Here is a 14489-nt window from a genome sequence, read left to right on the forward strand (position 1 = left end):
TATCTAGTTTTGAGAGAACACTCTCAATGGTTTGGTGGCGATAGCGAAGAGGTCACACCCGTTCCCATGCCGAACACGGAAGTTAAGCTCTTCAGCGCCGATGGTAGTCGGGGGTTTCCCCCTGTGAGAGTAGGACGCCGCCAAGCCATCTTGACCCAGTTCATGATGAACTGGGTTTTTTATATGAAAGATCTCACAGATATAAAGAGCTAATGCCTTTCAAAGGCATTAGCTTTTTTGTTTATATTGATTTTGCTTTGCTGCTGTGATTTTGAAGACTGTTTGATTTTATTGTCTCGAGCATTCTTAAACTGAACACAATCAGCAGCATCAGGAGCATCAGTGCAGTGAACAGCCAGAACGCGGTTTGTGCGGGATACTCATCCAAGCTCCAGCCGACGGCGATCGGAAGGAGTGAACCCCCTAATCCGTTTGAGGCAAGCAGAATACTGGTAGTTGTTTCTGTCTTTCCTGGGTAAAAATGATTGGTGATGATTAGGGCTATTGCAAACATGCCGGCCATGAACAGTCCTAAAAAGAAGCAAAGGGCAAAACCGAACCATACGCTTTTACTTAGTGCTAATACAGCAAGTGCAGCCAGGCCGCCAACGCTTATAATACGGAGATAACGGTGATATGTCAGCTTTTCAGATACCGGACCTGTTAATAACCTGCCGATAATCATCCCAGTCCAATACACGGTGACTGTTATCGTTGCTAAGGAGTTGGGGATATCCCATTTCTCAGCGAAGATGGAGGGGATAAAATGTACAATTGAAACTTCACTGCCTCCGTAAAAGAAGAAGTAAGCAGCCGCCAGGGCAATAAACAGCAATCCATGTGACCGATAGCCGGTGCTTTCTTTTTTAGTGCCGTCGGAAGAGACATCTTTGCGTATGAGAAGCTGATCAATGCTCCCAAAACTCATTTGCTTCCATGCGATTAAAAGTGCAAAACTGGATAACCCTAATACTAAAAAAGCAATTGTCCACATGTGGCTGTTGATAAGAAAGCCTGAAAGCAGAGGCATGAACAGCGCCCCTAATCCGTAAGCCACTTCCATCTTGCTCATAGCCACGGCTTGTCTTTCTTTAATAGCAGTGAGGATAATCGTGCCTACGCAGGATTCCACCAATCCAGCACCGAGTCCTGCTATACTGACGAGAAGAAAGAGCAGCGGCCAGGGCGGCAGGAAGGTGATGAAAACCTCACAGCTGATGAGTGCCAGGCCAAAGATAACGACGTTTTTGCGCCCGAACTTTTTCACCATGTAAGGCATTCCGATGACACCCACGAGGAAGCCCATGAACTGAGAAAATACTAGTACTCCGCCATTGCTGTAGGTTTGTGAATAATGTGTGAGTAACTCAGGGAGTACGGCTCCAAGAATAACAAGTGTAAAGGCAATCGATCCATAAGAAAAACAGCTTATCCACAGCAGACGAGTTTTCATCATTTTATCTCCTTATTGGTAAAATAATATTTCTCTCTACTCGTACGACATGATGTTTTTACAAAAAATCCAAGTATTGTTACTATATCACATAACCTTTTCACATACATCCCTTATGGTAACGTTAACAAATTGTTAACATTTTTTACAAGAAGATCGTTGACATTATTTTCAATTATTAATACGATAAAAAGCGAGTTTCTAATAATTTCATAGGGGTGGTATTTGTGGGAACGAAGGAAATCACGAATCCAGACAGCTTGTATTACAGTGTTGACGATGTAGTAATGGAGCGCGGAGAAGGGATTTACCTGTACGATCAAGAAGGTAATGAGTATATTGATTGTGCTTCTGCCACGTTTAACTTGAATTTAGGATACGGTAACAAAGAAGTCATTGATACGGTTAAAGATCAAGCCGATAAGCTGATCCATGTGACATCGTCCTTTCAAACAGACGCCGTAAATAAACTAGCAGAAAAACTAGTCGAAATCGCCCCCGATAATCTCACAAAAGTACACCCTAAAGTCAGCAGCGGTTCCGGTGCGAATGAAGGAGCTATTAAAATGGCTCAGTATTACTCCGGGAAAACCGACGTCATCTCCTTATTTCGAAGCCACCTCGGACAAACCTATATGACATCCGCTTTGTCCGGCAACTCATTCAGAAAAGAACCTTTCCCGCCGCAAATCTCTTTTGGCCTACAAGTACCTGATCCCTATTGCAGCCGCTGTTTTTATAATCAGAAACCTGATTCGTGCGGTATGCTGTGCGTAGAAAGAATTAATGATTTTATTGAGTATGCGAGCAATGGAAAAATTGCCGCCATGATTATTGAACCGATATCCGGAAACGGAGGAAACGTCGTTCCGCCTAAAGAGTATTTTAAACAGCTGAGAAAGCTATGTGATGAACATGATATCGCCCTGATCTTTGATGAAATTCAGACCGGGTTCGGACGGACGGGTAAAATGTTTGCCGCGGACCATTTCGATGTGAAACCCAATATGATGACCGTAGCAAAAGGGCTCGGGGGCACAGGCTTTCAAGTTGCCGCCACTCTGACGGAGGAGAAGTATACCGGACTTCCGGGATATACACATTCCTTTACGTACGGATCTAATGTGATGGCCGCTGCAGCCGCGTGTAAAACCATAGATATCATGCAGCGTCCAGGATTTTTGGAAAACGTAACGACGGTCGGAAATTATATTATGGACCGCTTAGAAACGATGAAAGAGGATTTTGCTTTTATTTCTGAAGTAAGAGGCGTCGGTCTGATGATCGGTGTTGAGATTGTCAAAGAGAACAATGAACCTGATGTGGAGCTGACCAATTATATTGCCAAACGGGCGATGGATTACGGACTGATTCTCCGGACATCCCGTTACGGATTCGGAAATGTATTTAAAATCCGTCCGCCTTTAACCATTACACTTAGTGAAGCTGAGGTGCTCTGCTACAGACTTCGCAAGCTATTGGAGGAAATCAAGTGAGAGACTATATCATTGAGCTTGGACAATATGTTTATCAAAAGGTGAAAAATCAAAAAGGCACGCTGAAAAATCGGCTCGTAAACGGATATTCCCCCGGAGGCGATGCTCAATTTAATATAGACGCCGCTGCTGAGGAGGCGGTGCTGGATTATATTCAAGAAAAGGGCCATCCGGTTGCTTTTTACACGGAGGATGGCGGCCTCAAGCTGATTGGAGAGAATCCGCAATATATTTTAATTGTAGATCCGATAGACGGAACGCGCCCGGCCGCCGCGGGACTTGAAATGTCATGTATTTCGATTGCGCTTGCTTCCTATAAGCCAAACGCAAGAATTAAGGATATCGAATTTGCTTTTTTACTTGAATTGAAATCAGGCGCTTATATGTACGGTGATATTTACAGCGATACCATTCAATTTGAAGGGTATCAGGGAGAATTGCCGAATTTGAGCGGAGTGCAGGATATTAAAAATATGTTTTGGAGCCTTGAGTTTAACGGGCATCCGGCGCAGCTGATGACGGACGCATACGGCCATTTGATTGACCAGTCGGCCAATAACGGCGGAGTCTTTGTTTTCAACAGCGCTTCTTATTCGATTTCACGAATTATTACGGGGCAGATGGATGCTTATGTGGATATCGGCAATCGTCTGCTGAAAGATGATCCGAAGCTGCTTTCAGATTTTCAGCAGGTCGGGAACGGACAGGTGCTGCACTTATTTCCTTATGATATTGCCGCGAGCGTCTTTTTGGCGAAGAAAGCGGGAGTGGTCATTACGGATGCGTACGGCCGGTCTTTAGACGACACACTTCTGACAGATTTAAGTTACCAGAATCAGCAATCATGTATCGCTGCATCAACGAAGGAGCTTCATCAGACATTATTAGACCAAATCCGCTGGGGCAGAAAGGAAGAGAGATATGAAGGCGTTGGTCTGGACTCCTAATGATAAGCTTGAATATCAAGAGGTGGACGAGCCTCAAATTCGAAAAGCCAATGATGTGAAGGTGAAAATTTTCGGCACCGGTATCTGCGGCACGGACTTAAATGTGCTGAAAGGAAAAATGAATGCAACCCATCATATGATTATGGGGCATGAATCGGTGGGAGCGGTCGTGGAAGTCGGGCCGGACGTGACAAATGTAAAAGTCGGAGACCGCGTCGTGATAGATCCCACACAGTTTTGCGGGAAATGCCATTATTGCCGGAGAGGGCTGACGTGTTATTGCGAAACCTTCGAGGAATGGCAGCTTGGAATCGGGGCGCATGGGACGTTTGCGGAATATTACGTGGGGGAAGATCGGTTCATGTACAAAATTCCGGATTCCATGGAATGGGAGCGAGCCACGTTGGTTGAACCTCTCTCCTGTGTGCTGAACGTTGTGGATAAGGCTTCGATTCAGCCGGAGGATTCGGTTTTGGTTTTGGGTTCCGGACCGATCGGACTGCTTGTGCAAATGATGGTGAAAAAACTGGCGCGTTTGACGGTCGCGACTGAAATAGGCAGCTTCCGGAGTGAGGCGGCAAGCCGGATATCGGATTATGTCTACCATCCTGAAGCGCTAACCGTGGATGAAGTGAAACGGATTAATCAAGGAAGAAAATTTGATGTGATTTTTGACGCGATCGGCAACCAGCTTGATTGGGCTTATCCTTTCATTGAAAAGGGAGGCAGAATTGTGCCGATGGGCTTTGATGATACGTATGAGATGACGGTAAGGCCGTACCAGCTGCTGTCAAACGGCGTGACGATTGTGGGCACAGGTGAAGCCCGGCAGATCATGGAGGCTGCGTTGGCATGTGCGTCCGACCTTCCGCAGCTCTATGATTTCATTACTGAAAAGACGGAACTGAAGAATTATGAAGAAGCCATTGATCATCTCATGGGCATCGACCCGGTGACAAAAGAGAGAAAGGATATCAGCGCGATAAAAACCATTCTCGTGTCTGATCCGGAACTTTTATAAAAATGGCGAAAACGGCTCAAATGAGAGCCGTTTTTCTTTCTTATTTATCCGGTCTTGCACATTTTTTAAAAATTTAATATGATACTCTTTGTTAACAATTCCTTTCCTCAACGACATTATACTCTGAGCGTGTCCTCTTTTGCTCCGTAAGCCGTCCTCATATTCCCCAGATAAAGTCAATGCTTCCAACTGATATGGTGCGGATTTTTATAGTAAAAAGGAGTCGTTATCATTTGAAAGATTATACATTACAGCAGCAATGGTTCGGAAATGTCCGTAAAGACATTCTGGCCGGTATTCTGGTTGCTCTTGCTCTGATTCCTGAGGCAATCGGATTTTCAATTATTGCAGGTGTCGATCCTATGGTCGGCCTTTACGCATCATTTTGCATCGCGATTATTATTTCGATCTTCGGCGGCAGACCGGGAATGATTTCAGCCGCTACAGGTTCGATGGCGGTAGTAATGGTGACTTTGGTGGCCGATTACGGACTGCAGTATTTGTTTGCGGCAACCATTTTGACAGGTATTATTCAATTTGTTCTCGGGGTCAGTAAGATAGCGAGATTAATGAAATTTATTCCGCGTTCGGTCATGATCGGATTTGTGAATGCTTTGGCGATCTTGATTTTTTCTGCGCAGCTGCCGCAGTTCAAAGGGGCATCCTGGGTGATGTACGCCATGCTCGCCGGATCACTGGCTATTATATATCTTTTGCCGAAGGTTACGACGGCCGTGCCGTCTCCGCTGGTGGCGATTATTGTCATGACGATTATTGCGGTGGTTTTCCATGCGGATGTCCGCACAGTCGGTGATATGGGCGGAATTACAAGTTCACTTCCGCATTTCTTGATACCGGATGTTCCGTGGACGTTTGAGACATTGCGGATTATTTTCCCGTATTCACTGGCGCTTGCATTCGTCGGATTGCTTGAGTCATTGCTGACGGCCCAGATCATTGACGAAATGACGGATACGGATAGTGATAAGAACAAAGAAAGCCGCGGACAAGGAATCGCTAATATTGTGAACGGATTTTTCGGAGGGATGGCCGGATGCGCCATGATCGGCCAGTCCGTCATTAATACGAAAGCCGGCGGACGCGGCCGGTTATCAGCTTTTACGGCCGGAGCGTTTTTGATGTTTTTAATTGCCGTATTAAGCGGTATCGTTGTGAAAATTCCGATGGCTGCGCTGGTGGCCGTGATGGTTATGGTGTCCATCGGCACTTTTGATTGGTCATCGATTAAAGGCTTGCGGAAAGCGCCTCTTACGGATTCAATCGTTATGGTTATTACCGTCTTGACGGTCGTCCTGACAAATGATTTATCGAAGGGTGTTTTCGTGGGTGTGTTATTAAGCGCAATCTTTTTCACGGCTAAAATTTCTAAGCTGAAGATTGTATCACATTCCGAACAGAAAGATGTCAGAACATATAAGGTAACGGGACAGATCTTTTTTGCTTCTGTATCTGAGCTGATGAATGCCATCGATTATGATGAAGGTGTGAAACGGATTGTCATTGATTTGACAGGTGCCCACGTATGGGATGATTCAGGAGCGGCGGCTCTTGAGAAAATTGTCGCCAAATGTAAAGAATACGGAATTGAGGCTGAATTAAAGGGATTAAATCAGAAAAGCCGAGATTTAATGAAGCAAATGGCATAGAATTTGTGAAGTCCGGATGAATATATCCGGGCTTTTTTTCGGTTAAATTTGCCGGAGTGCATTGTTATAATGAATGAGACTTGAAAACCGTATATAGGAGACTTGCATATGATGTGGCTTCAGAAGATGAACCAAGTGTTGGGGAGAATCATGCCGCTTTTGACTCCGTCAAGTGTGGCGGCGGGTGTGCTGTTATCTCAGCATATCAGCTGGATGGCCGGCGCTGTGCCGTGGATTTTTGCTTTTATTACATTTACGGGCAGTCTGAGTGCCAATTTTCAATCGCTGAAGCGAAGTATTGAGCAGCCGCTCCCGATGATCATGGCATTGTTTGTTCTGCATATTTTCATGCCTGTTTTTGCATGGGGAAGCGGTCATCTGATATTCAGCGGTGACCCTTTAACTGTGACGGGGCTGATAATGGGTGTGGTGATTCCGACCGGAATTACGAGTTTGATTTGGGCCGCGATGTATAAGGGGAATGTCGGATTGACGCTGTCTATAATCCTGGTTGATACCGTACTGTCTCCTTTTATCGTGCCGCTGAGCCTTTCTGTCCTGGCCGGGGCAAATGTCCAGATGGATGTGTGGGGAATGATGAAAGGGCTTTTGGAAATGGTGGTGCTTCCGTCTATCGCAGGGATGATGGTCAACCAGTTTTCCCCGCCGGTCAGGACTCAGGCGATAAGCCGGACGCTGTCTCCTTTTTCAAAACTCTGTCTGATGATAGTCATTGCCATTAACAGTTCGGAAATCGCGCCGTATGTTACGCACTTGGATATCAAATTTGCGGGCATTGCGGCCGTGGTATTTTTTATTGCCATGACGGGTTATGCTGTGGCTTGGCTGATCGGAAGGCTGTTGAAGCGGAGCCAGGATGAAATTGTCTCTCTGATTTATACGGGAGGCATGCGCAATATCAGTGCTGGGGCCGTTCTCGCCGTTTCGTTTTTTCCGTCGCAAGTGGCGGTTCCGGTCGTCATCGGGATGCTTTTTCAGCAAATCCTTGCCGCTTTATTCGGCTATTTGCTGAGGCGCTTTGAACTTAAGCCGGTCGTTATGAAGTATGAAAAAAACCGCTCAGCCACGTGAGCGGTTTTTTCCGTACAGCCAGCTTAGAGCTGAAATGAATTGTCTTTTGAACGCTTCTTGATGGTGCACGGCGCCCTCTTCAATCGTGAAACAGAGCTGAGAGTGAGAGAAGCCTTTTTGCCTCATGCTTTCATGCACGTCTCTATTTTGTCTGACCATAGTGTTTTGGATGTTGTTTTTATGCTCAGCTTCACGGCTGCCGACAGACATATAGATGCGCTGCCGTGTCTGCCGCAAAGGTGCGGAGCGGACATAGTCTGCCGATTTTTCATACCAGAAGGACCCGGAGATACAGCCGATTCTGCCGAATATCTCAGGCTTCTGTAACATCGCGTACATTGAAAACAATCCGCCTAATGACGCGCCGATCAGTCCTCTTGTTTCCGGGTCCGGAGACATGTGATGCATATCTTCAACCGTTGGGATGATGGTATTTGTCAGGTCTTCAAGAAAGAGGCTCCCTTTGCCGCCGAAATCATGAAACGCAGGGCTCAGGGAAGGCGCAGGCCATGGTGTGTACTCATCGAGCCTGTTATCCGGTTTGATGCCGGCGAAAATCAATTCAGGAAGTGTTCCGTTCGCAAATTGGAATTCAAGCTTCTCCATCTGCTCTAAAAACAAAACACCCCCATCAAGTACGTAAACCCAGGGTAAAGCCTTGGTTTGAACCGAATAGGAGGGAGGAAGATACACCGTGCATTCCTTTCCGTTTATCCGGTGTTCTGTGAGTGTGCCTCTCATGCGTCCAATCCCTTTTTTTGTTTAAACAGCAGAAAAAAGAAATAAGGAACGCCGAGAATCGCCAGAATAATGCCCGCCGGCACTTCTGATGGCTGAAAGAACAATTTGCCCGCAAAGTCGGCGGATATGACGAGAAGCATACCCACCAGTCCGCTGACCGGTAACGAATATCTGTGTTCAATTCCGGCAAGCCTGCGGGAAATATGAGGCGCGATCAGTCCGACAAACGCCATGCTGCCCGCTGCGGTCACACATGCGCTGATCAGAGCGATGCAGGCAACGAGTAAAATGGTTTTTTCTTTATTGGATGAAACACCGAGGCTTTTCACCGTGTCCTCATCGAAACGTATGGTATCCAACAATGACATTTTCGCCATCAGCAGAGGGATGAACACGATCAGCCACGGGAGTATCGCCGTAATGGTCATCCAGTTTGCTGACCAGATGCTGCCGTTCTTCCAGACCATCGCCATCTCATAGTCCTGCGGGTCCATTTTTAATGAAAGAAATAGAGACAGCGCGCTGAATCCGGAATTCATGGCGATTCCGACGAGAATAATTCTGCCGGATTCCAAATGGCCCCGGTGCCAGGCGAAAATATAAATCAGCACGGCCGCCATCAATCCTCCGATGAGGCCGAAGACAGGCATACCCATGGCTGATGCAAGCGCCGTCGCTTCAGATTGCCCCTGAAACAGAAGCATAAACGCAACGATTCCCGCTCCGGCTCCGGCATTGATGCCTAAAATCCCGGGATCGGCCAGTCCGTTTTTGGTAATGGCCTGAATAACGGTTCCGGCTATCCCCAAACCGAGTCCGATGGCAGCCGCCATGACAATGCGCGGCAGCCTCAGCTGAAACAGCAAAATTTCATATTGAGGATTCGGATGGATATGGAAAAGCGTACTGAGCAGTTCACCCGGCTTTGCGGAAAAAGAACCGCTGGTCATGCTGAAATTGCTTACGAGCAATATGAGAACAATCAGTATGATATAAATTCCGGCCATTTTACGCACCGCGCTGATCCCCTCCTTTTCTTTTAATCAAATAAAGAAAGAAAGGAACACCGATGATAGAAGTAACAACTTCAATAGGTGTCTCAAACGGATAATTGATCAATCGGCTGGCAAGATCGCAAAGGGTCAGGAAGACGCCGCCGATGATGCACGCGCAGGGAATCAGCCTGCTGTAGTCTGATCCGACGAGAAAGCGTGTGATGTGCGGAACGACCAAACCGACAAAGGCAATTTTTCCGGCGAGCGCCACCGAGCTTCCGGTCAATATGACAACGGCCGCCATCGCCATGAGTTTGATAGTTCTTTTCTGCTGTCCCAGACTTTTTGAAATGTCGTCTCCTAATGATACGGCTGTAACCTTTTTGCTGAGAATCATGGCCGTGATGATTCCGATAGCGAAAAACGGGACGGCCAGTTTCAAAAAATCAGGGTTCATTTGATGCAGTCTCGCACTGTACCAAAAACTGAGATCCTGCGAGATTTGAAAATAAATCGAAAGCGCAGCCGACAGACTGCTGAGAAGCATACTGGTCACCGTTCCGATAATGGCAAGCTGCACCGGGGTAAAACCGCCGGGAAGAATGGAGGCCAGCCCGAAAACAAGGGCGGCGCCGAAAGCGGAACCGATAAACGAGTATATGATCATTTCAATGGATGTCGATTGAGGGAGCAATACCATGCAAAGGGTAATGATAAAAGCGGAGCCGTCCGACACACCCATGATCGAAGGCGAGGCCAGATAGTTCCGTGTGATTCCCTGCATGAGCGCTCCGGAAACAGCAAGGGCGGCGCCGATAAACATCGCGCCGGCAGCCCTTGGGATTCTTGAATGCCATATGATCTGATGGTCGGTATTCTCCGGATTAAAGTGCAGCAATGCGGAGAACACGGTATGGACGTCAAGCTGCTTTGCGCCATATAAAACGGAAAGCAGCAGCGACAGAACAATGGCAATCGGTGAAGCGATGATAATAATGTGTGTCCGCCGTTTTGCATACATGTGAAAAACCTACTCTTTATTAGTCTTGAGTCAACTTATCAGCCGCAACCTGTAAGAAGCGGATTTTACTCCAAGCGGTTCCGCCTTGAGCTAATGGATCAATCGTATTGACGTATACATGGTCTTTTTTGACCGCCGTCAGGCTCTTCCAGATCGGATTTTTCTCTAAATCTTTCAACGCGTCCGGTTTATCCGCGTTTTCATCATCAGAGAATTGTACGAAGATATGGTCGGGATTCATTTCGCTTAATTTTTCAAGAGAAATCAGTTCCTGCGCTTTCGCCGCTTTGACTTCGGCCGGCGCCTTCAGACCTAAATCACCGTATAGCGTGGAGTTGAAATAAACTTGTTCAGGGTAAATATAAATATTGCCTTGTCTGATTCTGATAACCAGCGCGTTTGACTGTTTCGCTTTGCTGTTGATCTTTGTTTTTGTCTTTTTTAGATCCTGTTCGTAATCGGCAATGATTTCTTTCGCTTTTTTCTCTTTACCGGTAAGCTGGGCGAGCAGCATCATGTTTTCTTTCCAGTTTGATGAGATATGAGAGACAGGGATGGTCTCAGCGGTGCCGCTCAATTTTTTTAATGTTTTTTCCGGGAATTTGGTTGATGCCAGAATGACATCCGGCTGCAGCTCAAGAATTTTTTCCATATTCGGCTGCATTTTTTCACCGGTTGATACGGATTTATCTGTAATATCTTTAAACAGTTCCGGGAATTTGCCGGAGAATGAAATCGCTCCTGCCGGATGGACGTCGAGTAATTTGGCGTCTTCCATTGACTCTACGCTGCCTGTAATGGCGATTTTGTCAGTCGGCGCTTTGACTTCATATGTTTTTCCGAGATATTCGATTTTCTTTTTATCTGAAGAAGCGTCCTTTCCTTTACTTGCTGTATCAGATGTTTCTGAGCTTCCGCAAGCCGCGGCCGTGAAAGCCAAAAGCAAAATCATGAAAGCGAATGCCAATTTCTTCATCTATTGTTCCTCCTGTTCAATTGATAACTATTATCAATTGGAATTATAGAGAATGAACAGAGATAAGACCATGGACAATTTCCGGTATTACCATGGACGATCTTCGGAAAAAATGGAAATGCTTTGCTCAATGATCCGCTGATGGCCGCTTGGAGAATATTCAATCCACGGGTCGGATGAAATGGGAAACACGCGTTTATTGCTGACTGCTCTAAGGTTCTGCCATATCTCAGTCTGCTGAATGCGCTGAAAATAGCGAAGTGTTTCCGGTTCTTTGCAAGTAAAAAGCATGATGCAGTCAGCTTGGCAATCCGCCAGCATGTCCAATGAAATCTTTTCGTCGGGAGCAAAGGATTCCGGTTTTGCGGAGGCAAAGCCTAAATCGCCGAAGAAGACTTCCTCAATGCTGTTGTTATGGGCGATATACATATTTTCTTTATACACACGGACAAATAAGAAACGCTGATGACGCACGTTTTGAAGCGAATCCTTCGCTGATTGCGCAAGGCTTTGATAGGCTTCAAGCCAATGCTTTGCTTCCTGTTCTTCATTCAGGTAAGCGGCCGTGCGCAGAAACTGATCTCTCCAATTGTCTTGAGTCGGCAGGTAGAAAACTTCGGTGATATCATTCAGGCGCTGTTTTTCTTCTTCACTGACAGAATCCAGACTGAAAATGATGTCAGGCGCAGCTTGAGACAGCGTATGTAAATTCTCTTCCCAATCTGCGTTGTAGCGGTAAGCGCTCAGGTGAACGGGAATGTCGGAAGAGAATTGTTTGTAATAATAGGCCGTCCATTTCGGGTGAAGCGCCGCAGCGTAAGGCACGTGATGCAGCGGGATCAGATGCCCCATCATTTCTTTCCCGTACGCAGCCATTTTTGTGCGTCTTTTTTTCATATAGCTTGTAGGTGAGCTGCCGGTATGTTTTTTAAAGATGCGGCTGAAATAAAATTCGTCCTGGTAGCCGATTTGATGAGCGATTTCCCGCAGTTTGCAGCTGGCTTTGGCCATCAGTTTTTTTGCATTGGTCATGCGGATGTCTGTGATATATTCTGTTACGCTCTGCCCATATAGCTTTTTAAAGGATTCACTGTAATGCTTGGGGCTGATCCCCGCCATTTGCGCAAGCTGGGTGAGCGTGATTTTTGTGGCGAATTGTGCATGTATGAATTGTTTTGTCTGTTCGATCGCCGCTTTCGTATTGTTCTGATGACACACTTTTGCGGCATACAGGTCGTACATCAGCTGCTGAAAGTCGGCTGTTGATTTCATTTTCTGCAATGCGTCTGCTGATTGCACATTTTCGGAAAGTGACTGAAGCCGGCTTGTCAAATGTTCAACCGTCTGCAAATTCATTTGCTGGAGTCCGTGAAAGATGTCTCCCCCATTAACCGGAAGCATCGCTTCTTCGTCTGAGAAATAGGAAAAAACACGGAGTCTGACGATATACAAATGGATGCCGTCTGACGGCATAGGATCAATATTGAATGTCTCATCACGAGGACAGATGTAGAGTGTTTCCTTCTGGAGCGGGACGCTGTCTGTTCCGATATCAATTTTTCCCTCGCCTTTCACATGAAAGATCAGTACGGGGGAATCAGTGAGCTGATGCTCTGACAGAAGGTCGGCTGTTTTTTTTACGGAGATGATATCAATTGGGTGAAAGAATAATGTGTTTTTCATGAGAAACCACCTTTTAGGAAACATTCATTCAAATGATAACTGTTATCATTTGAATTGTACCAAATAAATGAATGTTTTCCTATAAAAAGGCGGAAATGCAAAACACGTCAAAATGTTACACGTGTAACACGAATCTTGTCAGTATATGAGGTATTGCTTTCTTACGGGCTCGAATTGATCAAGCCGGCGCTGATATGTGCTGATGATGTCTTGAATGGAAGCGCTTTGTTCTATTTTTTTGCGTACCCAGCCGTTGCCGATCAGCTTGTCAAAAGCTCCTGTCGGCAGGAATGAGAAGTCATTCGGATATAAGTCATGCATGGTTTTCAGAATGGAGAGCCCTGTTTTTACCGCTTCAAATGTGTTTCTGTTTGTTACGTAGACTTGTACGCCGTGGCATAGCTTGCCTTGATGCTTGGAGAAGCTGGGGATGAATGAAGCGGCTCTGAAGGTGACGCCGGGAAGCTTGAGGCTGTTAAGGCGTTCTTCAAGCTCTGTGCTCTTCATATAAGGCGCACCGATAAGTTCAAACGGCTTCGTCGTGCCTCTTCCTTCAGATACATTTGTGCCTTCAATTAAGCCTGTTGCCGAATATGCGAATATGCTGTCCGGGGTCGGGATGTTTGGCGAAGGGAGGACGAACGGCAGACCGGTATCTTCAATCGTCATCGTCCGCTTCCAGCGCTTCATCTTTACGACGGTGAGGTCGGCGCCAATATGAAACTCTTTATTGAATAAGAGAGCAAGCTCGCCGATGGTCATGCCGTGCTTCAGCGGGATTGGATAAAGTCCGACAAATGAAGCGTAATGAGGTTCAAGAACCGGGCCGTCCGGATTTCGTCCGCCTTGCGGATTCGGCCGGTCCAAGACATAGAAAGGAATGCCTTTTTCTTTGGCCGCTTCCATGGCATAGGCCATTGTATAAATGTAGGTGTAGTATCGCGTTCCGACATCCTGAATATCGAAAATCAGCACATCCGTATCTTTCAGCATGTCAGGCGTCGGTTTTCTCGTTTCTCCGTAAAGGCTGTAGACGGGAAGCCCTGTTTTTTCGTCTATATAGGATGTGACTTTGTCTCCGGCCTGAGCGTCCCCGCGAACACCGTGCTCCGGTCCGAATAATGCCGTCAAATGAATGTCTTGTGCCTCGTAAAGCACGTCAACGCTGCTTTTCAATGTTGAGTTCACACCGGTCGGATTGGTGATCAGCCCGATCCTTTTTCCCTTCAGTTCTTGTTTATAATCTTTCAGCAGGCGGTCGATGCCTGTTTCGATGCTTGGTTTCTTGGCAGTGTGTGAATTTCTGTCAGAAGCCGCCGAGACTGCCGTCATGGCACTGATGACGACTAATCCGGCGAGAAGCGCAGCCGTTTGTGTTTTCATGATCAGCCCTCCTG

At 46.5% G+C, this 14489-nt stretch carries 12 protein-coding genes and 1 rRNA gene; 6 read left to right on the forward strand and 7 right to left on the reverse strand.

The annotated features are described in order from the left end of the window. The first annotated feature begins 30 nt into the window (after window positions 1-30). Window positions 31-146, forward strand: a 5S ribosomal RNA gene (rrf, locus tag MHH91_RS00995). 95 nt (window positions 147-241) lie between these two features. On the opposite strand, the gene MHH91_RS01000 is transcribed toward rrf, so the two are convergent. Beyond that, a complete protein-coding gene (locus tag MHH91_RS01000) occupies window positions 242-1453 on the reverse strand; it encodes an MFS transporter (RefSeq protein ID WP_172800831.1) in 1212 nt (403 codons plus the stop codon). Between the two features lie 227 nt (window positions 1454-1680). Here MHH91_RS01000 and MHH91_RS01005 point away from each other — a divergent pair, with 227 nt between their 5' ends. The 5 genes from MHH91_RS01005 (at window position 1681) to MHH91_RS01025 (ending at window position 7676) form a co-directional block, all read left to right on the forward strand. Beyond that, window positions 1681-2949: an aspartate aminotransferase family protein gene (locus MHH91_RS01005; RefSeq protein WP_013350833.1), complete on the forward strand. Its 1269-nt coding sequence runs from the start codon at window positions 1681-1683 to the stop codon at window positions 2947-2949. Then, window positions 2946-3896 carry an inositol monophosphatase family protein gene (locus tag MHH91_RS01010; protein WP_013350834.1) on the forward strand — a complete coding sequence of 317 codons (951 nt, stop codon included), beginning with the start codon at window positions 2946-2948 and terminating at the stop codon, window positions 3894-3896. Before MHH91_RS01005 ends, MHH91_RS01010 begins: the two co-directional genes overlap by 4 nt. Continuing rightward, window positions 3871-4917: a zinc-dependent alcohol dehydrogenase gene (locus tag MHH91_RS01015; RefSeq protein ID WP_013350835.1), complete on the forward strand. Its 1047-nt coding sequence runs from the start codon at window positions 3871-3873 to the stop codon at window positions 4915-4917. Before MHH91_RS01010 ends, MHH91_RS01015 begins: the two co-directional genes overlap by 26 nt. A 194-nt stretch (window positions 4918-5111) precedes the next feature. Continuing rightward, window positions 5112-6584, forward strand: a complete 1473-nt coding sequence (locus MHH91_RS01020) for a SulP family inorganic anion transporter (protein ID WP_044051890.1) — start codon at window positions 5112-5114, stop codon at window positions 6582-6584. Between the two features lie 150 nt (window positions 6585-6734). Continuing rightward, window positions 6735-7676, forward strand: coding sequence for a bile acid:sodium symporter family protein (locus MHH91_RS01025; protein ID WP_088030666.1), 942 nt, complete (start codon window positions 6735-6737; stop codon window positions 7674-7676). On the opposite strand, the gene MHH91_RS01030 is transcribed toward MHH91_RS01025, so the two are convergent. The 6 genes from MHH91_RS01030 to MHH91_RS01055 all read right to left on the reverse strand — a co-directional run bounded on the left by MHH91_RS01030 (window position 7665) and on the right by MHH91_RS01055 (window position 14475). Further along, entirely contained in the window at window positions 7665-8417 is a 753-nt protein-coding gene (locus MHH91_RS01030; RefSeq protein ID WP_013350838.1) for an alpha/beta hydrolase, read from the reverse strand. The genes MHH91_RS01025 and MHH91_RS01030 overlap by 12 nt on opposite strands. Further along, the gene (gene feuC, locus MHH91_RS01035; RefSeq protein ID WP_041915526.1) at window positions 8414-9424 is read right to left on the reverse strand and encodes an iron ABC transporter permease FeuC; all 1011 of its coding nucleotides are present in this window, start codon (window positions 9422-9424) and stop codon (window positions 8414-8416) included. The genes MHH91_RS01030 and feuC overlap by 4 nt, the downstream gene beginning before the upstream one ends. Before the next feature lies 1 nt (window position 9425). Continuing rightward, window positions 9426-10433, reverse strand: coding sequence for a FecCD family ABC transporter permease (locus tag MHH91_RS01040; RefSeq protein ID WP_014469629.1), 1008 nt, complete (start codon window positions 10431-10433; stop codon window positions 9426-9428). A 19-nt stretch (window positions 10434-10452) separates the two neighbouring features. Next, window positions 10453-11409: an iron-hydroxamate ABC transporter substrate-binding protein gene (locus tag MHH91_RS01045; RefSeq protein WP_014469630.1), complete on the reverse strand. Its 957-nt coding sequence runs from the start codon at window positions 11407-11409 to the stop codon at window positions 10453-10455. Window positions 11410-11496: 87 nt separating this feature from the next. After that, window positions 11497-13092: a bacillibactin transport transcriptional regulator Btr gene (gene btr / locus MHH91_RS01050; protein ID WP_013350842.1), complete on the reverse strand. Its 1596-nt coding sequence runs from the start codon at window positions 13090-13092 to the stop codon at window positions 11497-11499. 138 nt (window positions 13093-13230) lie between these two features. Beyond that, entirely contained in the window at window positions 13231-14475 is a 1245-nt protein-coding gene (locus MHH91_RS01055; protein WP_013350843.1) for an exo-beta-N-acetylmuramidase NamZ family protein, read from the reverse strand. Window positions 14476-14489: the final 14 nt, after the last annotated feature.

Source organism: Bacillus sp. FSL K6-2819, from assembly GCF_038008305.1.
Lineage (GTDB): Bacteria > Bacillota > Bacilli > Bacillales > Bacillaceae > Bacillus > Bacillus amyloliquefaciens.